General features: G+C 68.5%; 19 protein-coding genes. 10 read left to right on the top strand and 9 right to left on the bottom strand.

Annotated elements, in window-relative coordinates; translation table 11 throughout:
• Positions 1-33 precede the first annotated feature (33 nt).
• The 5 genes from urtC to M8A51_RS17850 all read left to right on the top strand — a co-directional run bounded on the left by urtC (position 34) and on the right by M8A51_RS17850 (position 4,896).
• A complete protein-coding gene (gene urtC / locus M8A51_RS17870; RefSeq protein ID WP_251779884.1) occupies positions 34-1,167 on the top strand; it encodes an urea ABC transporter permease subunit UrtC in 1,134 nt (377 codons plus the stop codon).
• Positions 1,164-2,057 carry an urea ABC transporter ATP-binding protein UrtD gene (gene urtD / locus M8A51_RS17865; RefSeq protein ID WP_251779883.1) on the top strand — a complete coding sequence of 298 codons (894 nt, stop codon included), beginning with the start codon at positions 1,164-1,166 and terminating at the stop codon, positions 2,055-2,057. Before urtC ends, urtD begins: the two co-directional genes overlap by 4 nt.
• Before the next feature lie 5 nt (positions 2,058-2,062).
• Complete coding sequence (gene urtE / locus M8A51_RS17860) at positions 2,063-2,755, top strand: urea ABC transporter ATP-binding subunit UrtE (protein WP_251779882.1); 693 nt, start codon at positions 2,063-2,065, stop codon at positions 2,753-2,755.
• A gap of 68 nt (positions 2,756-2,823) precedes the next feature.
• Positions 2,824-3,492, top strand: coding sequence for a glutathione S-transferase (locus M8A51_RS17855; RefSeq protein WP_251779881.1), 669 nt, complete (start codon positions 2,824-2,826; stop codon positions 3,490-3,492).
• 108 nt (positions 3,493-3,600) lie between these two features.
• Complete coding sequence (locus M8A51_RS17850) at positions 3,601-4,896, top strand: FAD-dependent oxidoreductase (RefSeq protein ID WP_251779880.1); 1,296 nt, start codon at positions 3,601-3,603, stop codon at positions 4,894-4,896.
• Here M8A51_RS17850 and M8A51_RS17845 read toward each other — a convergent pair.
• The gene (locus M8A51_RS17845; RefSeq protein WP_251779879.1) at positions 4,790-5,827 is read right to left on the bottom strand and encodes a LysR family transcriptional regulator; all 1,038 of its coding nucleotides are present in this window, start codon (positions 5,825-5,827) and stop codon (positions 4,790-4,792) included. The genes M8A51_RS17850 and M8A51_RS17845 overlap by 107 nt on opposite strands.
• 59 nt (positions 5,828-5,886) lie before the next feature.
• Here M8A51_RS17845 and M8A51_RS17840 point away from each other — a divergent pair, with 59 nt between their 5' ends.
• The 5 genes from M8A51_RS17840 to M8A51_RS17820 all read left to right on the top strand — a co-directional run bounded on the left by M8A51_RS17840 (position 5,887) and on the right by M8A51_RS17820 (position 12,771).
• Positions 5,887-6,816: a MurR/RpiR family transcriptional regulator gene (locus M8A51_RS17840; protein ID WP_251779878.1), complete on the top strand. Its 930-nt coding sequence runs from the start codon at positions 5,887-5,889 to the stop codon at positions 6,814-6,816.
• Positions 6,813-8,159: an aspartate aminotransferase family protein gene (locus M8A51_RS17835; RefSeq protein ID WP_251779877.1), complete on the top strand. Its 1,347-nt coding sequence runs from the start codon at positions 6,813-6,815 to the stop codon at positions 8,157-8,159. Before M8A51_RS17840 ends, M8A51_RS17835 begins: the two co-directional genes overlap by 4 nt.
• Positions 8,156-9,016: a BKACE family enzyme gene (locus M8A51_RS17830; protein ID WP_251779876.1), complete on the top strand. Its 861-nt coding sequence runs from the start codon at positions 8,156-8,158 to the stop codon at positions 9,014-9,016. Before M8A51_RS17835 ends, M8A51_RS17830 begins: the two co-directional genes overlap by 4 nt.
• A gap of 62 nt (positions 9,017-9,078) precedes the next feature.
• Positions 9,079-10,041, top strand: coding sequence for a TAXI family TRAP transporter solute-binding subunit (locus M8A51_RS17825; protein ID WP_368408567.1), 963 nt, complete (start codon positions 9,079-9,081; stop codon positions 10,039-10,041).
• A gap of 123 nt (positions 10,042-10,164) precedes the next feature.
• Entirely contained in the window at positions 10,165-12,771 is a 2,607-nt protein-coding gene (locus M8A51_RS17820) for a TRAP transporter permease (RefSeq protein WP_251779875.1), read from the top strand.
• A 9-nt stretch (positions 12,772-12,780) separates the two neighbouring features.
• Here the strand turns inward: M8A51_RS17820 and M8A51_RS17815 are convergent, their stop codons facing one another.
• The 8 genes from M8A51_RS17815 to asnB form a co-directional block, all read right to left on the bottom strand.
• The gene (locus M8A51_RS17815; RefSeq protein ID WP_251779874.1) at positions 12,781-13,620 is read right to left on the bottom strand and encodes an urease accessory protein UreD; all 840 of its coding nucleotides are present in this window, start codon (positions 13,618-13,620) and stop codon (positions 12,781-12,783) included.
• A 67-nt stretch (positions 13,621-13,687) separates the two neighbouring features.
• The gene (locus M8A51_RS17810) at positions 13,688-14,368 is read right to left on the bottom strand and encodes a Crp/Fnr family transcriptional regulator (RefSeq protein WP_251779873.1); all 681 of its coding nucleotides are present in this window, start codon (positions 14,366-14,368) and stop codon (positions 13,688-13,690) included.
• 246 nt (positions 14,369-14,614) lie between these two features.
• Positions 14,615-15,061 (bottom strand): glyoxalase superfamily protein, encoded by a 447-nt coding sequence (locus M8A51_RS17805; RefSeq protein WP_251779872.1) that lies wholly within the window; start codon positions 15,059-15,061, stop codon positions 14,615-14,617.
• Positions 15,058-16,455: an MATE family efflux transporter gene (locus M8A51_RS17800; RefSeq protein ID WP_251779871.1), complete on the bottom strand. Its 1,398-nt coding sequence runs from the start codon at positions 16,453-16,455 to the stop codon at positions 15,058-15,060. Before M8A51_RS17800 ends, M8A51_RS17805 begins: the two co-directional genes overlap by 4 nt.
• A gap of 179 nt (positions 16,456-16,634) precedes the next feature.
• The gene (gene nadE / locus M8A51_RS17795) at positions 16,635-17,636 is read right to left on the bottom strand and encodes an NAD(+) synthase (RefSeq protein WP_251779870.1); all 1,002 of its coding nucleotides are present in this window, start codon (positions 17,634-17,636) and stop codon (positions 16,635-16,637) included.
• Between the two features lie 5 nt (positions 17,637-17,641).
• On the bottom strand, positions 17,642-17,896 hold the full coding sequence (locus M8A51_RS17790; protein ID WP_251779869.1) for an acyl carrier protein: 255 nt from the start codon (positions 17,894-17,896) through the stop codon (positions 17,642-17,644).
• Positions 17,897-17,918: 22 nt separating this feature from the next.
• Complete coding sequence (locus M8A51_RS17785) at positions 17,919-19,484, bottom strand: class I adenylate-forming enzyme family protein (protein ID WP_251779868.1); 1,566 nt, start codon at positions 19,482-19,484, stop codon at positions 17,919-17,921.
• Entirely contained in the window at positions 19,481-21,436 is a 1,956-nt protein-coding gene (asnB, locus tag M8A51_RS17780) for an asparagine synthase (glutamine-hydrolyzing) (RefSeq protein WP_251779867.1), read from the bottom strand. Before asnB ends, M8A51_RS17785 begins: the two co-directional genes overlap by 4 nt.
• Positions 21,437-21,440: the final 4 nt, after the last annotated feature.

Raw genomic sequence — 21,440 nt, 5'->3', positions numbered from 1 at the left:
GCGGCATGCGACATCCCCCACCGGAGCTTCCAGATGAGCGCCGTCCTCCCGACGCCCCCTCTTGCGACGAGAACCCGGCCCTCGTTCATCGGCCCGAAGACCTGGTCCGGCCTGTTCGCGGCCGTGGTCACCCTCACGGTCCTCGTCCCGGTGCTCAATCTGGCCGTGCAGCCCGGCAGCGCCTTTCACCTGCCCGACTACTACGTCAGCCTGATCGGAAAGATCATGTGCTACGCCATCGCCGCGCTGGCGATGGACCTGATCTGGGGCTACACCGGCATCCTGTCGCTCGGCCACGGCGTGTTCTTCGCGCTCGGCGGCTACGGCATGGGCATGTACCTGATGCGGCAGATCGGGCGCGACGGCAACTACCGGTCGGAGCTGCCGGACTTCATGGTCTTCCTCGACTGGAAAGAGCTGCCCTGGCACTGGGCGCTCAGCGACTCCTTCATGGCGCAGATGCTGCTGGTCGTGCTGGTGCCGGGGCTGCTGGCCTTCGTGTTCGGCTACTTCGCGTTCCGGTCGCGCATCAAGGGCGTGTACTTCTCGATCATCACGCAGGCGATGACGTTTGCGGCCATGCTGCTGTTCTTCCGCAACGAGACGGGCTTCGGCGGCAACAACGGCTTCACCGACTTCAAGCGCATTCTCGACATCCCGATCGCGACGCCGACCACGCGCATGGCGCTGTTCGTGGTCACCGGGCTGACGCTGATCGGCTGTTATCTGCTGGCACGCTGGATCGTGGGCAGCAAGTACGGCCGCGTGCTGCAGGCCATCCGCGACGCGGAGTCGCGCGTGATGTTCTCGGGCTACGACCCGCTTTGGTACAAGCTGAGCATCTGGGTGATCTCGGCGGTGATGTGCGGTGTCGCGGGCGCGCTCTACGTGCCGCAGGTGGGCATCATCAACCCGAGCGAGATGTCGCCCGCGGCCAGCATCGAGATCGCGATCTGGGCCGCGGTCGGCGGGCGCGCGACGCTGATCGGGCCGATCGTCGGCGCGTTTTTCGTCAACGGCGCGAAGAGCTGGTTCACGGTGGCGTTTCCGGAGTTCTGGCTCTACTTCCTGGGCGCGCTGTTCATCGCGGTGACGCTGTTCCTGCCGCAAGGCATCGTCGGTCTGTTCAAGGGCCGCAAGAAGAACGACCCGGAGGTGCGCCCATGACGCCCGACCTGATGGAAGCCGGCGCGAGGCTGCGTGCCGCTCACGATGCCCGACCGCCGGCCAAGGCCACCGAGTCCGGCGACCGCGGTGCCAGCTACAGCCGCGTGGTGCAGCCGGGCGAGGTCGATGTCACCCACGGCGCCATCCTCTATCTCGACGACATCACCGTCAGCTTCGACGGCTTTCGGGCGCTGAACAGGCTCTCGTTGAGCATCAGTGCCGGCGAGCTGCGCTGCATCATCGGGCCCAACGGCGCCGGCAAGACGACGATGATGGACGTCATCACCGGCAAGACCCGGCCCGACGAGGGCAAGGCCTACTTCGGCTCGACGATCGACCTGCTGCGCCTGCGCGAAAGCCAGATCGCGCAGATCGGCATCGGCCGCAAGTTCCAGAAGCCCACCGTCTACGAGCAGCTCACTGTCTTCGAGAACCTCGAGCTCGCACTCAAGGCCGACCGCCGCGTGCGCGCGTCGATGTTCTTCCGGCTCACCGGCGAACAGCTCGACCGTATCGGCGAGGTGCTGACGCTGATCCACCTGAAGGACAGTGCGCAGCGCACCGCTGGCAACCTGTCGCATGGGCAGAAGCAATGGCTGGAGATCGGCATGCTGCTGATGCAGGACCCCAAGCTGCTGCTGCTCGACGAGCCGGTGGCCGGCATGACCGACGAGGAGACCGAGCGCACCGCCGAGCTGTTCCTGTCGCTCGAGGGCAGCCACTCGCTGGTGGTGGTGGAGCACGACATGAAGTTCATCGGCGAGCTGACACAGGGCGGGCGCAACGGCAAGCGCGTGACGGTGCTGCACGAAGGCAGCGTGCTGTCGGAAGGCACGCTCGCCGACGTGCAGGCCAACGACAAGGTCGTTGAAGTCTATCTGGGCAGGTGAACGCCATGCTGAAGGTCGAAGGCATCAACCAGTACTACGGCGGCTCGCACATCCTGCGCGACGTGGGCTTCGAAGCCAAGCAGGGCGAGGTGACGGTCGTGCTCGGCCGCAACGGGGTCGGCAAGACGACGTTGCTGAAGAGCCTGATGGGCGTGGTGCCGGTGAAGACCGGCAGCGTCTCGCTCGACGGACAGGCGATCACCCGCGACACGCCTTACGAGCGAGTGCGCAAGGGCATGGGCTACGTGCCGCAGGGGCGCGAGATCTTCGGCCGGCTCACGGTGGAGGAGAACCTGCGCATGGGCCTGGCCTACAAGCCGGCGCGCACGCCGGTGCCGGCGCAGCTGTTCGAGCTGTTCCCGGTGCTGAAGCAGATGCTGCACCGGCGCGGCGGCGACCTGTCCGGCGGTCAACAGCAGCAGCTCGCGATTGCACGTGCGTTGGCGGCGGGCCCGAAGCTGCTGATCCTCGACGAACCGACGGAAGGCATCCAGCCGTCCATCATCAAGGACATCGGCCGGGTGATCCGTATGCTGGCCGACCGCGGCGACATGGCCATCATCCTCGTCGAGCAGTACTACGACTTCGCGGCGGAACTGGCCGATCAATATCTCGTGATGGAGCGCGGCGAGGTGATCCGGCGCGGTCGTGGTCACGACATGGAGGCCGACGGCGTGCGGCGGCTGATGTCGATCTGAGGCGGGCTCCCTGCACGGCCACCCGCTCCACGCGACAATCCACCGATCGTCACCCTGCAGGCCCGGCCATGCTGACCGTCCATCACCTGAACAATTCCCGCTCGCAGCGCGTGCTGTGGCTGCTCGAAGAACTCGGCCTGCCCTACGAGGTGAAGCGCTACCAGCGCGACCGCAAGACCATGCTCGCGCCGCCCGAGTTGAAGGCGGTGCACCCGCTGGGCAAGTCGCCGGTGCTCACGGACGGCGGCGCGACGCTGGCCGAGTCGGGGGCCGTCGTCGAATATCTCGTCGACCGCTACGGCCAGGGCCGCCTGGCGCCGGCGCGCGGCACGCCCGAGCAACTGCGCTACACCTACTGGATGCACTACGCCGAAGGTTCGGCGATGCCGCCGCTGCTGCTGAAACTGGTGTTCGACCGCATCGGCACGGCGCCGATGCCGTTCTTCGCCAAGCCGATCGTGCGTGCGGTCGTCGACAAGGCGATGAAGGGCTTCATCAGCCCGCAGCTCAAGACGCACCTCGACTTCATGGAAGCCGAACTCGGCCGCGGCGAATGGTTCGCGGGTGACCAGTTCACCGCGGCCGACATCCAGATGAGCTTCCCGGTCGAGGCGGCGGCCTCGCGCGCGGGGCTGGACCCGAGCCGGCCGCGCCTGTGGGCCTGGCTGCAGCGCATTCATGCGCGGCCCGCCTACCGGCGCGCGCTCGAGGTGGGCGGGCCGTACGACTACGCCTGAGGGCCCGGCGGGCATGCCCGAACGGCATACCCCGTCCCGGTTTCGGCAATCGACCCATACCGTCGACCTGCATAGACTGCCTCTGTCCAACAGGTAGGGGAGTTGCGCATGCACGTGGTGGTGATCGGGGCCGGTGTCGTCGGCCTCGCGACGGCGCGCACGCTGCTCGACGCGGGCCACGAGGTGACGCTGGTGGACCGCGCCGGCGAGCCGGCCGGCGGTGCCAGCGGGCAGAACGGCGCGCAGCTGAGCTATGCCTACGTGGCGCCGCTGGCGACACCGGCGGTGCTGCGCGAGCTGCCGGCGCTGCTGTTCGATGCCGAATCTCCGCTGCGGGTGCGGCCGTCGCTGGCGCCCGGCTTCCTGGCATGGGGCGCTCGTTTCCTGTGGGCCTGCCGCGGGGCGCAAGTCGAACGCACGACGCAGGCGCTGCTGAAACTGGCCGAGCTGAGTCGCGACCGCCTGCATGGCTGGATGCACCACGGGGGCGTGGCCGCGGCGATCGAACACCGGCGCAACGGCAAGCTGGTGGTGTACCGGTCGGCGGCTGCATACGACGCGGCACGGCGGCAGATGGCGCTGCAGGCGCGCCTGGGCAGCCGGCAGCAGGCGCTCGATGCGGCCCGCTGCGTCGAGCGAGAGCCCTCACTGGATGGCCAGGCGCTCGCCGGCGGCATCTACACCCCGGACGAAGAAGTGGCCGACTGCCGGCGGCTGTGCCTGGCGCTGTTCGAAGAACTGCGTCGGCACCCGCGCTGCCGCGTGCACATGAACGCCCGCATCGATCGCTGGCATGCCAAGGGCGATGCCGTCGAGGCGTTGACGCTGCGCACCGATGGCGAAGAGCACGAGGTGCGTGCGGATGCCGTGGTCGCAGCCGCCGGCATCGGCAGCAACGCACTGCTGGCGCCACTGGGCGTGCGCTTGCCGATCGAATCGTTGAAGGGCTACAGCCTGGAGATCCCGCGCGCGGCGCTGCAGCGCTTCCCGTCCTGCAGCGTGACCGACAGTGCCCGCAAGGTGGTGTTCGCGCCGCTGGGCGCCGGTGCCACGGCGCGGCTGCGGGTGGCCGGCATAGCCGAGCTGGGCCGCAGCGACCTGCGGCTCGACGAGACCCATCTCGCCCGGCTGCGCAACGCGGCGGACACGGTGTTCGGCCTCGACCCGACGCTCCGGTTCGAGCGGCTGCAGCCCTGGGCCGGCCTGCGCCCGATGACGCCGACCGGGCTGCCGTGCATCGGCCGCGTGCGTCGCTGGAGCAACGTGTACGCGAACGCCGGGCACGGCGCGCTCGGTTTCACGCTGGCTTTCGGCTCCGCCGCGCTGCTGGCGGGCGCGCTGGCGACGCGCGCGCCGGCGCAGGCCCTGCAGCCGTTTGCACGCGGGCCGCTGGTGTCGGTGTGACACCGCCCGACGTCAGCACGCGCGCCATGGAGTCGACCAGATGACGCACCAGCGCACTGCCTGGCGCATCGTGCAGCCGCATGGCATGCACGGTGATCGGTATCTCGGGTTCGACCGGCACGGCGTCGAGCTGCAGCGTGCCTTGGGCCGCGAGCCCGGTGAAGGAGTCGACCAGCGCGAGGCCGAGGCCCTCGCGCGCCAAGGCGATCGCCGTGTGGTGGCTGTGCGCCAAGGCTCGCGTGCTGAACTCGATGCCCTGCACGGTGCGTGCGTTGTGCAGCAGCCGGCCGAGCGGGTCCGACGCGTCCAGATCGATCACCGGCAGCGATGCCAGCTCTTCCAGCGTCACGCGAGCGCGTGCCAGACCGGGCCCGACGCACACCAGGCGTCCTTGCGCGAGCGGCTCGGCGACCAGCGCCGGGTGTTCAGGCGCTTCGAACGCGAAGCCGATGTCGGCTTCACGCAGCACCAGGCTGTCGACGATCTGGCGCGAATGCAGCGTGCGCACCGACAGTCGCAGGTCCGGGTGCCGGCGCATCACGGGCGACAGCGCGCGTGGCAGCCAGTCCTGCGCCAGGCTGGGCACGCACAGCACGCGCAGCACGCCGCCCTCGCCGTGGGCCAGGTTGTCGACCAGCCGGCGGATGCCGTCGAGCTTCAGGTAGAGCTGCTCGACGTCGGGGTAGAGCGCGCGGGCCTCGTGGGTCGGCACCAGCCGACCCTTGACGCGCTGGAACAGCGCGAAGCCGGCGTGGCGTTCGGCCTGCTGCAGCAAACGGGTGGCAGCGGGTTGGGTGATGTGCAGCATGTCCGCCGCTGCCTTGACGGTCCCGCACTGCATCACCGCATAGAAGATCTCGATGGAGCGGATGCGCATGGCGGCGATGGTAGCGGCCGGCCACTCATACGGGGTGTCATGCGAACTTTGCATGCGGGTGCAGGGAAAACCCGCCCGATCGTGATTGAAACGAGTGGTTCACGCTTGATAACATGAAACAGACGTTTCAAGCGCCGCATGCGCTGCTCCATCCCGTTGTGACTCCCCGCGACATCACCCGACTCATCGACCGCCATTTCGATGCGCTGAGCCCCGAGCTGCAGCGCGCCGCCCGGTGGGCACGCCAGCACCCCACCGAGCTGGGGCTGCAGTCGATGCGCGCTTCGGCCAAGCACGCGGGTGTCGCGCCGGCCACCATGACCCGGCTGGCGCAGACGCTCGGCTTCGAGGGTTTCGAGGCACTGCGCGAGCCCTACCAGCGGGCGCTCGCACGCGCCGGACGCGAAACCTACGTCGAACGGTTGACGGTGCAGCAGCGCGAAGGCGCCGAGCAGGACCGCCTGTCGCGCCTCAACGCGGCGCAGCGCGCCAACGTCGAATCGGTGGCTGCCGCCAACTCGGCCGCCAAGGTCGACGCTGCGGCCGACGCCTTGCTCGCCGCGCGCCGGGTGCTGTTCGTCGGCTTGCGCGGCAGCATGGGCGTGGCCTATCACATGTACTACACCTACGCGATGCTGGTGCGCAACGGCGTGCTCGCCACCGACCTCGGCGGCACGCTCGTCGACCAGGTCGCCCAGCTCGCTGGCGACGACGTGCTCGTCGCGGTCGGGCAGATGCCCTACACCCGGCAGACGGTGGAGGCGGTCGCGTTGGCGCGTGCGGCCGGCGTGCCGGTGGTGGCCGTCACCGACAGCACGCTGTCGCCGATCGCGCGTTCCGCGCAGCACGTGCTGCTGTTCCAGGCTGAATCCCCCTCGTTCTTCCAGTCGATGACCGGCGCGCAGGCCATGGCCGAATCCCTGGTCGCCGCCGTCGCGGTACGCGGCGGCGAGCAGGTCCGGCAGCGCCTCGCCGAAAGGCAGGCGCAGCTGAAGGCCAGTCGCGCCTACTGGGAGCGTCCCATCAAGAAGGCAGAGCCATGACTCACGTTTTCCATCGCCAGTTGAACACCACGCTGCCGCGGGCCGTCTCGGCCCGCGGCATCAGCATCACCGATGCCGACGGCAAGTCCTACCTCGACGCGAGCGGCGGTGCCGCCGTCTCGTGCCTCGGCCACGCGCACCCGGACGTGCTGGCCGCCATGCACGAGCAGATCGACCGCGTGGCCTACGCGCACACCAGCTTCTTCACGACAGACGTGGCGGAGGAACTGGCCGCGGACCTCATCGAGCACGCGCCGGCCGGCATGAGCCACGCCTACTTCGTCTCGGGGGGCTCCGAGGCCGTGGAGGCCGCGCTCAAGATGGCACGCCAGTACTTCGTCGAGATCGGCCAGCTGCAGCGCAGGCACTTCATCGCGCGGCGTCAGAGCTATCACGGCAACACGCTCGGTGCGCTCGCGGTGGGCGGCAACCAGTGGCGGCGCGCGCAGTTCGCGCCATTGCTGATGGCGGTCACCCACGTCTCGCCGTGCTACGAATATCGCGACCGCCAGCCCGGCGAGACGCCCGAGCAATACGGCGCGCGGCTGGTGCAGGAACTGGCCGGTGTGATCGAGACGCTGGGGGCCGACTCGGTGATCGCCTTCGTCGCCGAGACGGTGGTCGGCGCCACGGCCGGTGCACTCACGCCGGTGCCGGGCTACCTGCGCGGCGTGCGTGAGCTGTGCGACCGCCACGGCATCCTGCTGGTCCTCGACGAGGTGATGTCCGGCATGGGTCGCACCGGCACGCTGCACGCCTGCGAACAGGAGCACGTGGTGCCCGACCTGATGACCATCGCCAAGGGCCTGGGCGGCGGTTACCAACCGATCGGTGCGGTGCTCGCGCAAGGGCGCATCGTCGACACCTTCGCGCGCGGCAGCGGCCTGTTCCAGCACGGCCACACCTACATCGGCCACCCGGTCGCGTGTGCCGCAGCGCTCGCGGTGCAGCGCGTGATCCGGCGCGACGGGCTGCTGGCGGCGGTGCGCCGCCAGGGCCAGGCGCTGACGTCTCGCCTGCAGGCGACCTTCGGGGACCATCCGCACGTCGGCGACATCCGCGGTCGCGGCCTGTTCCAGGCCATCGAGCTGGTGCGGGACCGCGCCGACAAGACGCCTTTCGACGCCGGGCTGAAGCTGCATGCGCGCATCAAGCGGCAGGCCATGCAGTGCGGCTTGATGGTCTACCCGATGGGCGGCACGATCGACGGCCAGCGCGGCGACCACGTGCTGCTGGCCCCCCCCTTCATCGTCACCGACGGCGAACTCGACGCGATCGTCGAACGGCTGGCACGCGCCGTTGCGGGCGCGCTCGAAGGGCTGCCGGCCGGGAGCCGCGCATGAAGCCGGTCGAGTCCACCGCCTGGCCGAGCAGCGAGCGTGCCCTCAAGCCGGTGCCGATCGGCGTGGCGCCCAACGGGGCACGGCGCACGCAGCGCGACCACCAGGCGCTGCCGATCACCCCGGACGAACTCGCTGCGTGTGCCGAAGCCTGCGTCGCCGCCGGCGCCAGCTGGTTCCATGTCCACGTGCGTGACGACCAGGGCGGGCACACGCTCGACCCGGGCCGCTATCGCGCCGCCTTCGCGGCCATCCGCCAGCGCGTCGGCACGGACCTCGTGCTGCAGATGACCACCGAGGCAGTGGGGCGATACAGCCCCCAGGAACAGATGGACGCGGTCGACGCGGTGCAACCCGAGGCCGTGTCGATCGCGGTGCGCGAGCTGCTGGCTGACGAGGCCCTGCTGCCGCGGGTGGCCGCTTTCCTCGAAGGCCTGCGCCAGGCCGGCACGGCGGTGCAGTTCATCGTCTACGACCCGGCCGACCTGCAGCGGCTGGTCTCGCTGCATGCCGTCGGCGGCCCGCTCCGGGGTTGCCCGGAGGTCCTGTTCGTGCTGGGCTCGTATGCTTCCCGGCGTGCCGGTCACCCGCTCGACTTGCTGCCGATGCTCGGCGTGCTGCCGCCACACTGGAGCTGGTCGGCCTGTGCCTTCGGTCCGACCGAACTGGCCTGCCTCAGTGCGGCGGCCACGCTGGGCGGCGGGGTGCGGCTGGGCTTCGAGAACAACGTGCATCTTCCCGACGGCAGCCCGGCGCCCGACAATGCCGTGCAGGTGATCCGCATGGCCCACACGCTCGACGTCATGGGGATACCCCGTTCGTCCTGCCGTCAGACGCGAGAGCGGTTCTTTCGCGCCTGAATTCCCCTCCCCGACTCAACCTGGAGACAGAAGAAGTGACTCATCAACTCAAGAAGACCCCTGTGCGCGCCGCCCTAGCAGCCGTGGCCCTGGCCTCGCTGTCGATGCCCTGGAGCGGCGCCGTCGCGCAGCAAAAGTTCATGACCATCGGCACCGGCGGCGTGACCGGCGTGTACTACGCCGCGGGCGGTGCGATCTGCCGCCTGGTGAACAAGGAGCGCTCGCGCCACGGCATTCGCTGCTCGGTCGAAAGCACCGGGGGCTCGGTGGTCAACATCAACACCATCCGCGCCGGTGAGCTCGACTTCGGCGTGACCCAGTCCGACTGGCAATACCACGCCATCAAGGGCAGCAAGGTGTTCGAGAAGGACGGCGCCTACGGCGACCTGCGCGCGGTGTTCTCGCTGCACCCCGAGCCGTTCACGGTCGTGGCTCGCAAGGAAGCCAACGTGAAGAACTTTTCCGACCTGAAGGGCAAGCGCTTCAACGTCGGCAACCCCGGCTCCGGTACGCGCGCCTCGATGGAGGAACTGCTGAGCGCGATGGGCTGGAAGCTCAGCGACTTCTCGCTGGCTGCCGAGCTGAAGGCCGACGAGCACGGCGCGGCGCTGTGCGACAACAAGATCGACGGCTTCTTCTACGGCGTGGGGCACCCGTCGGCCAACATCCAGGACCCGACCACCACCTGCGGCGCCAAGCTGGTGCCGCTGACCGGCCCGGCCGTGGACAAGCTCGTGAAGGAAAACCCGTACTACGCCGCGGTCGAGATCCCCGGCGGCCTGTACGCCGGCAACCCGAACCCGACGCCGACCTACGGCGTGCTCGCCACCTTCGTCACGTCGGCCAAGGTGCCGGAGGCGACCGTCTACGAGCTGACCAAGGCGGTGTTCGAGAACTTCGACGAGTTCAAGAAGCTGCACCCGGCCTTCAGCAACCTCGATCCCAAGCGCATGATCAAGGACGGCAACTCGGCGCCCTTGCATCCCGGTGCGGTGAAGTACTACAAGGAGAAGGGCTGGATGTAATCCGGCCCGCCCCGGCCGGCCTCGCGCCGGCCGCGACCGCCTCTGGAGAGCCTTGTCCGCAGGGCCGCCACGCCTCGGCCCGCTGCTGGTGCAGCGGGCCGATTCACAGAAGGTGCAAGCCTCATGTCTGCTAGCAATACCGATCAAGCTGCCGGCGTCGACGTCCAGCAGCTCGTCAACGACAACGACGCCGGTGGGCGCAACCCAGGGCCCGTGGTCGGCAAGCTGATCCTCGGCGTCGCGATCGCGTGGTCGCTATTCCAGTTGTGGATCGCCTCGCCGCTGCCGTTCGCGTTCGGCGTGTTCGTGCTCAACGACACCGAGTCGCGCTCGATCCACCTGGCGTTTTCCGTCTTCCTGGCCTACCTGGCCTATCCGGCCTTCAAGCGTTCTCCGCGCCGGCATGTTCCGGTCACCGACTGGGTGTTCGCACTCGTCGCGGCCTTTTGCGCGGCCTACCTGTTCCTGTTTTACAGGGAGCTGTCGCAGCGTCCCGGGCAGCCGACGCAGATGGACGTCTACGTCGCGGTCGCCGGCATGGTGCTGCTGCTCGAAGCCACCCGTCGCGTGCTCGGGTTGCCGATGGTGGTGGTGGCGGTGGTGTTCCTCGTCTACACCTTCGGCGGGCGGTACATGCCCGACATGATCGCGCACCGGGGCGCGTCGCTCAATCGCGCGGTGTCGCACTACTGGCTGACCACCGAAGGCGTGTTCGGCATCGCGCTCGGCGTGTCCAGCAGTTTCATCTTCCTGTTCGTGCTGTTCGGCTCGCTGCTCGACAAGGCGGGCGCCGGCAACTATTTCATCAAGTCGGCCTTCGCGCTGCTCGGCCACATGCGCGGCGGGCCGGCCAAGGCCGCCGTGGTGTCGTCTGCGGCCACAGGGGTCATTTCCGGCTCGTCGATCGCCAACGTGGTCACCACCGGCACCTTCACCATCCCGCTGATGAAGCGCGTCGGCTACCGGCCCGACCAGGCAGGCGCGGTCGAGGTGTCGAGCTCGGTCAACGGGCAGATCATGCCGCCGGTGATGGGCGCGGCCGCGTTCCTGATGGTCGAGTACGTCGGCATACCGTACACCGAGGTCATCAAGCACGCCTTCCTGCCGGCCGTGATCTCCTACATCGCGCTGTTCTACATCGTGCACCTCGAGGCGCTGAAATCCAACCTCACCGGACTGCCGCGCCGTTCGCAGGCGGGTGCCATGCAGCGGCTGACGTCGTTCGTGATGACGGTGGCCGGCTTCGTGGTGCTTGCGGGCGTCGTCTACTACGGCATCGGCTGGATGAAGGGTGTCCTGGGCGACTCGGTGATGTGGGCGGTCGGGCCGCTGCTGATCGCGGCCTACGTCGGCCTGCTGTGGTTCGGCGCGCGCCAGCCCGAACTGGCGCTGGACGACCCCAACGCGCCGGTGTTCGAGCTGCCCGAGACCGGCCCGACGCTGAAGTCCGGGCTGCACTACCTGCTGTCGGTCGTGGTGCTGATCTGGTGCCTGATGGTCGAGCAGATGTCGCCGGGGCTGTCCGCGTTCTGGGCGACGGTGTTCATGATCTTCGTGCTGTTGACGCAGCGGCCCATCATTGCCGCCTTCCGCGGCCACGGCGGCTACGCGGCAGCCGTGAAGCAGGGTTTCCTCGAGCTGGTCGACGGCCTGGCCACCGGCGCACGCAACATGATCGGCATCGGCGTCGCTACCGCGTCGGCGGGCATCATCGTCGGCACGGTGTCGCTCACCGGCATCGGCCTGGTGATGACCGAGCTGGTCGAGCTGGTGTCGGGCGGCAACCTCATGGTGATGCTGTTCCTGGTTGCGCTGATCAGCCTGATCCTCGGCATGGGCCTGCCCACCACCGCGAACTACATCGTGGTGTCGACGCTGATGGCACCGGTGATCGTCGAGCTGGGCGCGCAAAGCGGACTGATCGTGCCGTTGATCGCGGTGCACCTGTTCGTCTTCTACTTCGGCCTGATGGCCGACGTGACGCCGCCGGTAGGGCTCGCGTCGTTCGCGGCGGCCGCGATCGCACGCACCGACCCGCTGAAGACCGGCGTCACCGCCTTCTTCTACAGCATGCGCACGGCGGTGCTGCCCTTCCTGTTCATCTTCAACACGCAGTTGCTGATGATCGGCATCAACAGCCCATGGCATTTCGCCGTCACGGTCGCCAGTGCGATCGTCGCGATGCTGGTCTTCGCGGCCGGCACGCAGGGCTACTTCCTGGTGCGTTCACGCTGGTACGAGACGGTGGCACTGCTGCTGGTGACCTTCACGCTGTTCCGGCCCGGTTTCTGGTGGGACATGGTCTACCCGCCGTATGACGAGGTGCCGGGCGTGAAGCTGATGGAATTCGCCGACACGGCGCCGAAGAACGCGCAGAAACGCATCTGGATCGAGGGCGAAACGCTGGAAGGCGATCAGGTGCGCAAGGGCGTGCTGCTGCCGCTCGGCGAGCCCGGGACGGCCCGCGAGCGGCTGGCGCGTGCCGGCGTGCGCGTGCTGCCGCAGGGCGACGAGTTGCAGATCCTGACCGTGCAGTTCGGCAGCCAGGCCGCGAAGCTGGGCATCGACCAGGGCTGGCGCATCACCTCGATGGAGGTGCCCGCCGAACGGCCTGCGAAGGAGTGGGTGTTCCTGCCGGCGCTGGCGCTGCTGGGCCTTGTCGTGCTGCTGCAGCGGCGGCGGCTAAAGCCCTCGCCGGAGGGAACGGCCGCGTCGCCGACGCCGGCCTGAGGCAGCGCCTCAGGTCCGCCAGACGCGCGGCGGGCAGGCAGGCAGCTGCCACGCCACATCGCGCCAGCCGGCCCAGACGGCACCGAGCAGTGCCAGGGCCGGCTCGGTGCGTTCCGCGAGCACGCGCAGCACCACCACACGCCGCTCCGGCGAGGTGGCGCCCGCGGTGTCCGACAGCACATGGCTCGCGGCCTGTGCCCGGGCCCACTCCAGCAAGCGTTCGCGCCGGGCCTCCTCCAGCGGCACGCCTGTCGCGAACCACATCGTCGCCAATACGCCGCGGCCGTTCCAGCCCAGCGGGCTCGCCAGCAGCCGGGCGGTGAGAGCGTCCTGCATGTCCAGCACGCCCCGCTCCAGCCAGGCCCCGGGCAGCTCGATCGTCTGCTCGAAACGGCCCTGCGCGTAGGGCTCGCCGGCAGCCGGCAGGCCCAGGGCGAGCACGTCCCAGCCGATCATCTCGGCGCCCTCGGCCAGATCGAACCGCATGCGGTTGGCGGCATGGCAGCCGTTGTAGGCGATCGTCTCCAGCGGCAGCCACTCGAAGCGCGCGCCGCCGTCGACGCGGGCGTGGAGCGATTGCGCCGCCTGCGCGCCGGCGCTGCGGTAGAAGCGGGTGGCCCCAGGGGTGGTGATCAGGGCGTGCGCGCCGGGTGCGATATCGACGCCGATCGCCAGCTCGTCGCCGCCGACGATGCCGCCCGGGGGGTGCACCAGCACGTGGTGGCACACGCCCGGGCCCTCGGGATGCAGGCTGGCGAGCACGCGCAGCGGCCCGTCGTGGCGGTCATGGCCGACGGTGCGGCCGTTGTCGCTGCGGTAGCGGAGATCGAGGTGGCCGTGCCAGCCCATGCATGTACTGCCGGCACGAGGCCGTGACGTCGGATCGGGAAGCCTGCAGTGTAGCGACGGCCTGCGTTCAGCGGCCGCCGGCAAAGCGGCGCAGGCCGTCGAGGTCGAGCACCGTCAGGCCGCGCGGGTCGATGCGCAGCAGCCCCGCTTCCTGCAGCCTTTGCAGCGCGACGTTGGCGCGCTGGCGCGACACGCCGGACAGCAACCCGACCTCGCCCTGCAGCAGATCGACGTAGGGCCCCGGCTGGGGGTAGAGATCGGGGTTGAACAGGCTTGCCAGGCAGCGGGCCACACGGGCATCGGGGCCCAGCAGGCGGTCGTATTCGAGCAGGCCGATGAAGAGCCCGAGACGTGCGTTGAGCAGGTTCAGCAGGTAGTGGTTGAACGGAATGCTGGTGGTGCGCAACCAATCGAAGGTTACGCGCGGCATCATCGCGATGCGGGTGTCGCGCAGCGCGACGACGTCGTAGCGCCGCGCTTCCTTCTTCAGCACCGAGCCCTCGCCGAACCAGCCGCCGGCCGTGACGCCGGTGAGCGTGGAGACCTTGCCTTCGGCCGAGGTGACCGACATCTTCGCCAGCCCTTCGACGATACCGATCCAGTGCTCGACGAGTTCGCCGTTGCGCGCCACGTAGCCGCCCGCGATCACCTGCGCCTCTCGCGTCTCGCGCGCGACGCGGTCGAACTCCGAGGGCGTGAGGTTGCGCCCCCAGGTCGAGTTGCGCAGCATGTCGATGAGGCGGGCCATGGCGTCCTTCGTTGCAGCGCAACGATTGTAGGGAGCCCGCTTTGCGGCGTCAGTTCAGAGTTTCGGGCCTTTGGTGCCGGAAGGACATCGAAGCCGGTCGCCTCACCGAGGCGCTCCCGCAGTGGCGCTTCCCCGAGATCGCGGTCCATGCTGTCCGAAGCGTCCCGGTCTTTCCAGGCTCGCGCGCCTGTTCCTCGACGTCGTGGTCGAAAGCCTCAAGGCCGGCAAACGGAGGTCCCGCCAACGTCAGTCCCGCATATCCAGTTCGAGCTGCGGCCTTCCGTTCGAGGTCTTTTCTCGTGAAGTACCGGCGGGGCCGACGACCCCCGTCACCCGCTTGCGGAAATTGGAGAAGCTGTCGAAGGTGACAACATCGACGGCCTCGTCGAAATCAAGCGTGAGCCGGAACCAGCCCGGCCGCACCGTTTCAACGGCGAGAATCTCGGCTTCGAAGGGCTGCGACAGATAGGATCCGCGCACCCGATCCCCCACAGTCCATTGGACTGCCGGCCGATCGCCGATCGCGGCGTGGAGCGTGTTCCAGTCACGGTGGCCCAATTGGTGGGCGATCAGTTCCAGCGATTTGGAATGGCTGAGGCTGGCGCCTTCTGCTTCCAGCCTCTCGCGCAGGCGCTTCGCCTGTTCCTTGGCCGCGGTGATCGAGGGCAATTGGGAGGCGGGGCGTGTTTTCATGGCCGCACCTCCCGGGTCGCCTTGAACAAGCCCCATCTGAGCTCCTCGCGCCGGGCGGCCTGGCCAAGCACGATGGCTGTGAGGGCAAGCAACAGGATCTCGGCGGCCGGGCCGGCCATCCATATGCCCTCTTCGCCGAAGGCGAAGGCGAACGCGAAGGTCAGCGGCATGGCGAAGAGATAGGGCTTCGACAGGCTGAGGATCGCCGCGCGACCGGCATCGCCGATTGCCTGGAAATAGCTGGCGATCATCATCAGTGGGCCGGCGGCGAAGAACATTGCCACCATCACCGGCATGATGTGGGCGACCTCGGAGACAACTTCGCCGTCGTCAACGAATAGAAGGCCGATCGGCTGCGCGAAGCCGATCAGGGCGACCTCGGCGACGAGGCAATAGATGAATGCAATCGTCATGCCCAGCCGCAGGCAGTCGTCGGAACGGCGCCACAGCTCCGCCCCGTAATTGTTGCCGGTGATGGACTGCAATGCATGGCTCAACCCCAACAGCGGCAGGAAGACGAAGGTCATGACGCGGGTGATGATGCCGTAGGCCGCAACCGTCACCTCATAGGTGTTGTCAGCTTGCCATTGCAGCGCCGCGATGATTGCCGCCGAGCCCAGCGCCAGGCCGATGAAGTTCAGACTCTGGGGTGCGCCGAGCGCCAGGATGCGCGGCCACGCCATGGCGAGGTTGTGGTGCAAGAGAGCGCTTGGTCTGAGTTCCGTTTGCCCACGCAGGCGAAAAGCCAGGATGGTTGCAAAGGCAAGCCCCTGCGCCATGACGGTTCCGTAAGCTGAGCCCGCCACGCCGAGGTGAAAGACTGCGATCAGCAGATAGTTGAAGCCGATGTTGGAAAGCGACACCAGAAGGCTTGCCAACGCCATGAAGCCGGCGCGGCCCTCGTTGCGCAGCGCGTCGGAGTTCACTGAAAGCACGAACAGGATCGGCGAGAACAGCACCGTGATGCCGAGATAGACATGCCCCATTTCGGCAAGCGGCGCCGAACCGCCGGCGACCAGTAGCGTCACCGGCCGGCCGAAACCCAGAAACAGCAGGATGAAGCCGGCACCGATGGCAAGCGCCAGCCCATGCGCGCCAGCAAACACGGCGCGCGCCTCGTCGAACCGCCCTGCGCCCAGGTGCCGGGCGAGAAGGCTCGACATGCCGCTTGCCACCAAAGTGGCGAGCGCCACGATCAGCATGTAGAGCGGGAACATCAGCGTGACGGCGCCCAGCGCCTCCGGGCCGACGAAGACGCCAAGGAACACGGCGTCGACGACGGCGAGCAGCCCGTTCATGCCCATTACGAAGATGATGGGCAGCGCGGTCTTGGCAAAGACGGCGCCGAGCGGGCCGTGCGTGAACGCATTGACGGTCGCGGTGTCTGACGACATCCCGGTCTCCTCTTCTCTCGCATCTCGTCATGGAGGATGGGAGCTCGCATTGCCACCCGCACGAAATGCGTGAAGAGTGAGGGAAATCGTCAAAGCCAGAACTTCACCGAGACCGATAGGGTCCGCGAGCGGCAGGCGTCTGAAGCCCGCCGCGATGATCGCCGGGCCAACGGACGGTGTCAACCAACTTTCAGGCCGAGGGCGGCTCCGACCGGCTCCACCAGCTCGGCAGGCGCATGCAGGTAGCGGGTCCCCCGCCGCTTGGCATCGATGTCGCGGAAGATGGCCTGCGCCCGGCTGTCGCTGACACCGAGTGCGTGCGCCAGCTCCTCGGCGGGCACGTCGTGGTTGCGCGCCCACAGGGCCAGGTCCATCTGTGCATACGGCAGCGCGAAGTAGAACTCGTCCTGGCCCTGAGGCAGGCTGTAGGTGTCGGTGGTCGGCTCGGCCGCGCACACCGCCTCGGGCAGGCCGAGATGCCGAGCCATCGCGTAGACCTGCGTCTTGTAGAGGTGCGCAATGGGTTTCAGGTCGGCCGCGCCGTCGCCGTTCTTGACGAAGAAGCCCTGGTCGTACTCCAGCCGGTTCGGCGTGCCGATCACCGCATAGTTGAGCCGGTCCGCGTGGAAATACTCCATCGTCTTGCGCACGCGTTGCTTGAAGTTGGTCGCGGCGACGATCTGCAGGTATTCGCGCACTGGCAGGCGGGCTTCGTGCAGCGCGCCGTCGGGCGAGCGCACCACCAGCTTGAAGAAGTTGATACCGCCTGCCGTGCCGCCGGCAATCACGATCTTGTTCTTCCAGCCGGCTCCATAAGCCGGGAACAGGGCCCGGATGGCCGCGTCGCGCTGGCGGTAGCACCCCAGCGCCTCGAGTGCGGGCGCGATGTCGTGCACCTCGTAGGCAATGCCCAGGTGTTCGGCCACCTGCCGGCCCCGGTCGCCGCTGAAGGCGCTCGAGTCCTGTTCGGGCAGCAGCAGACCGAACACCTTCTTCGGGCCGAGCGCGCGCACGGCAAGCGCCGCGCAGGTCGAGCTGTCGATGCCGCCCGATATCGCGATGATCACGCCGCGCCGGTGCAACCGGGTCGCCACGGTCTCGACCATCCAGCGGGCGATGCGTTCGGCTTCGCGCTCGAGGTCGAGCGCGAGCACGGCGGGCGTCAAGGCAGGGCCGTTCATCGCGCTCACCGGCCCGCCAGCTTGCGCTGCACGAAGGCCTCGACGTTGTTCATGCTGTCGAGGTTCTCAGGCACCATCTCCTCGTCGTCGACCTTGATGGCGTAGGTTTCCTCGAGAAAGGTGATCAGCTCCAGGAAGCCGGTCGAGTCGAGTACGTGCTGCTCCATGAAGGAGTCGGCATCGCTGAAAGCGGCGCCCTGGGCGCCCATCAGGAAGTTGTCGAGGATGTAACTGCGAACCTGCTGCTTGATGTCGGCCATGTGGGGTTCCTGTTGTGAGTCGTTATGGCGTGGGAGAGACGGCGGTGCGCAGCCCCGCCTTGGTGATCTTGCCGTTGTCGGTCCGGGGCAACGCGTCGACGATCTCGACGTGCTTGGGCACCATGTAGCTTTCGAGCCGGGCCAGGCAGTGCTTGATCAGCTCGCGTTCGGTCAGCTGCACGCCGGGATGCAGCGTGACGTAGGCCTTGACCGCTTCGCCGAGCAGCGCGTCGGGCACGCCGATCACCGCCGCTTCGCACACGCCTTCGATGGCATGCAGTGCGTCTTCCACCTCGCGCGGGCTGACCTTCTCGCCGCGGCTCTTGATGATGTCGTCGCGGCGCGCAACGAAATACAGGTAGCCTTCGGCATCGGTGCGGAAGATGTCGCCGGTGTACAGCGCCGTGTCGTTGACGGCAGGGCAGGCCTTCAAGCGCTGCGCGGTTTCGGTCGGCTTGCGCCAGTAGCCCTGCATCACGTGCGGGCCCTGCACCACCAGCTCCCCGGTGCTGCCGTTCGGCAGCCGGCGGCCCTGCTCGTCGACGAGCCAGCAGGCCTGGTTCGGCATGCCGCGGCCCACGCTGTCGGGACGGACGTCGAGCTGCTCGGGCGGCAGGTAGCTGATGCGCTTGCACTCGGTCTGGCCGTACATCGAGTACAGCCGCATCTGCGGAAAGGTCGCGCGCAGCCACCGGATCTGCGCGAGCGGCAGCGGCGCCGCGGCACTGGTGACCAGCCGCAGCGCGTCCAGGTCGTAGCGATCGAGGTTCTTCATGCCCATCCACTGCGCGAACATCGTCGGCACGCCGGGAAACACGGTGACGCGCTCAACGGCCATCGTGTCGAGCACCTTGGCGGGAAAGCTGAAGTTGCGTTCCAGCACGACCGTCGCCCCGACGGCCAGGCCGAGCAGCACCTGGTAGAGCCCGTAGCTGAAGGCGAGCGGCAGGGCGCTCAGGATCACGTCGTGCTCGTGCAGGCCGAGGTAGGCCTGCACCGAGCGGGCTGCACTGAGCATGTTGTGATGCGTCAGCATCACGCCTTTGGGCGTGCCGGTGGTCCCCGACGTGTAGATGATGGCAGCGAGGTCGTCGGGCCGGGTGGCTGCGGCCGGCTTGGCCGCCTGCCCAGCGGCCGCCGGCCAGGGCAGCACCCGGGCATCGCCGCCCGGTGGCTGCATGCCGGTGACGAAACAGGCCCGCAGGCTGGTGCATCGGGTGATGGCGCCGTCCCAGGCCGGGCGCAGCGTCGCTTGCGTCAGCAGCAAGGCGGCACCGGCATCGTCGATCAGCTGCGCCAGTTTGGCTGCTTTGGTCAGCGGGTGGACCGGCACGGCGACGGCCCCGACCATCCACACCGCATACAGTGCAGACGCCGCCTCGATGCCGTTGTCGAGGAACAGCGCGACACGATCGCCCGGCTGCAGCGCGTGCTCCCGCAAGGCGGCGGCGACAACGCCGGCTTCGTGCAGAACATCGGCAAACGTCGCACGCCGCTTCCCGCACACCAGCGCGGTCTTGTCGGGCCAGCGGCGGGCTGCCGACTGCAGCGGGTGGTGAAGCAGGCCGGCGTCGTCGAGCATCGTCATGCCGCCACCTCTGGCGCCGGAGCGTCGGCAGGGGCCCGCACCATCTGCTCGTGCAGCAGCATCGTCGAGACGATGCCGACGAAGGCCATGTTGTCGCCGAAGCCGATCGCACGGCCGCTGCGGCACTTCTCGAACAGCTTGCCGACCGCGCGCGCGTCGAAGTACCCCCCCTCGGCGATCCGGGAGGGGCTGAGCAGGTCTTCGACGTAGTCCACCGGCCGCCCGTCGACAAAAAAGCTCTGGCTGTCGGGGGCACGGTAGGGTTGCTTGGTGCGCCGGCGAATCGACTCCGGCAGCAGGCCTGTTATCGACTGCTTCAGGATGTGCTTCTCGACCAGGCCCCTGAGCTTGTAGCCTGCTGGCAGGCGGTTGGCGAACTCGATCACCCGGTGGTCGAGAAACGGGAAGCGCGCCTCGATCGACGCAGCCATCGCCATGCGGTCGCCTTGCGAGCTGAGCAGGTAGCCCGACAGCAGCGTGTGCGCTTCGAGGTACTGGTCCTGCGCCAGCGGCTCCCAGCGACCGATGCCTGCGGGCAGCGTGGCTTCGACGGCTTGCAGCGGGTCTGATGTGGAAAGCCGTTGCAGCACGTCGGCCGAGAAGAACTGCCAGGCACGGCGTGTGGTCGTCCAGCGCGGCAGGTGCGCAAAGAACGGGCGGCCGAGATGCTCGCGGCCTTCGCCGAAGAAGCGCTGCGCGAAGGCCCGGCCCGTGGCCGGCGAGTGCCGCAGGTACGGGTACAGCCGGTCGAGGATGCGCGCGCGCCAGGCCGAATCGGGTTGGCGCGCCATGAAGCGGCGCACCTTCGCTTCCTTGAAAAGGTCGTAGCCGCCGAACACCTCGTCGGCGCCTTCGCCGGTCAACACCACCTTGTAGCCGGCCTGGCGCACCTGGTCGGCGAGCAGCATCAACGGCGCGGGCGCGGTGCGCAGCACCGGCGTTTCGGCGTGCCGCACCACGCGCGCAAAGGCCGCCGCGATGTCGCTGCGGCGGCACTGTACGGCCGTGTGGCGCGTGCCCAGCCAGGCCGCCAGCGCCTGCTGATGCCGGCTCTCGTCGAACTCGTCGTCCTCGAAGGTGACCGAGAAGCTGCGCAGCGGCGTGTCGGTGTGGTGGTGGATCAGCGACGTGATGACCGAAGAGTCCAGCCCGCCGCTCAGGTAGGCGCCGACCGGCACGTCGGCGCGCAGTTGCAGGCGCACGGCGTCTATCAGCAGCTCGCGAAGCTCTTCGGCGCACGCTTGCTCGGACACCGGGGGTGGCACCGGTGCAGCGGGGAACTGCCAGTCCCAGTAGCGCCGCAATGTCTTGCGCGCGCGACTGACCGTCATCACATGCCCGGGCGGCAGCGACAACACGCCCTCGAAGGCCGTACGCGGGGCCAGGGGTGCCCAGTAGGTGAAGGTCTGGCCCAGCGCGTCGAGGTCCAGGCGGCGCGGCACCTCGGCGCAGGCGAACAGCGCCTTCACCTCCGAGGCGAACAACAGGCGCCCGCCGGCGTTCGTGTAGAACAGCGGCCGGATGCCGGTGCGGTCGCGGGCGAGCACGAGCTGTTGCGCGCGACCGTCCCACAGCGCGATTGCGAACTGGCCGTTCAGGTGCACGACGAAGTCCTCGCCGTGCTGCTCGTACAGGTGGACGAGCACCTCGGTGTCGCTTTGCGTGTAGAAGCGGTGGCCCTGCGCCTCCAGGTCCCGGCGCAGTTCGAGGTAGTTGAAGATCTCGCCGTTGAACACGACCCACACCGAACGGTCTTCGTTGTGGATCGGCTGCGCGCCGCCTTCGAGGTCGATGATGCCGAGCCGCGCATGAGCCAGGCCGACCGGGCCTTCGGCAAGCACGCCGCGCCCGTCGGGGCCGCGGTGGTGCAGGCGCGAAATCATCGCCTCCAGTTCGGCGCGGCCGGGCGGCCGCTGTCCCTGGCCGTCAAAGATGCCTGCGATGCCGCACATGCTC

Origin of the sequence: Caldimonas mangrovi (genome assembly GCF_023721835.1) — a bacterium.
Taxonomy (GTDB): Bacteria; Pseudomonadota; Gammaproteobacteria; order Burkholderiales; family Burkholderiaceae_C; genus Caldimonas; species Caldimonas mangrovi.
This window is presented reverse-complemented; position numbering and strand designations above follow the sequence as displayed.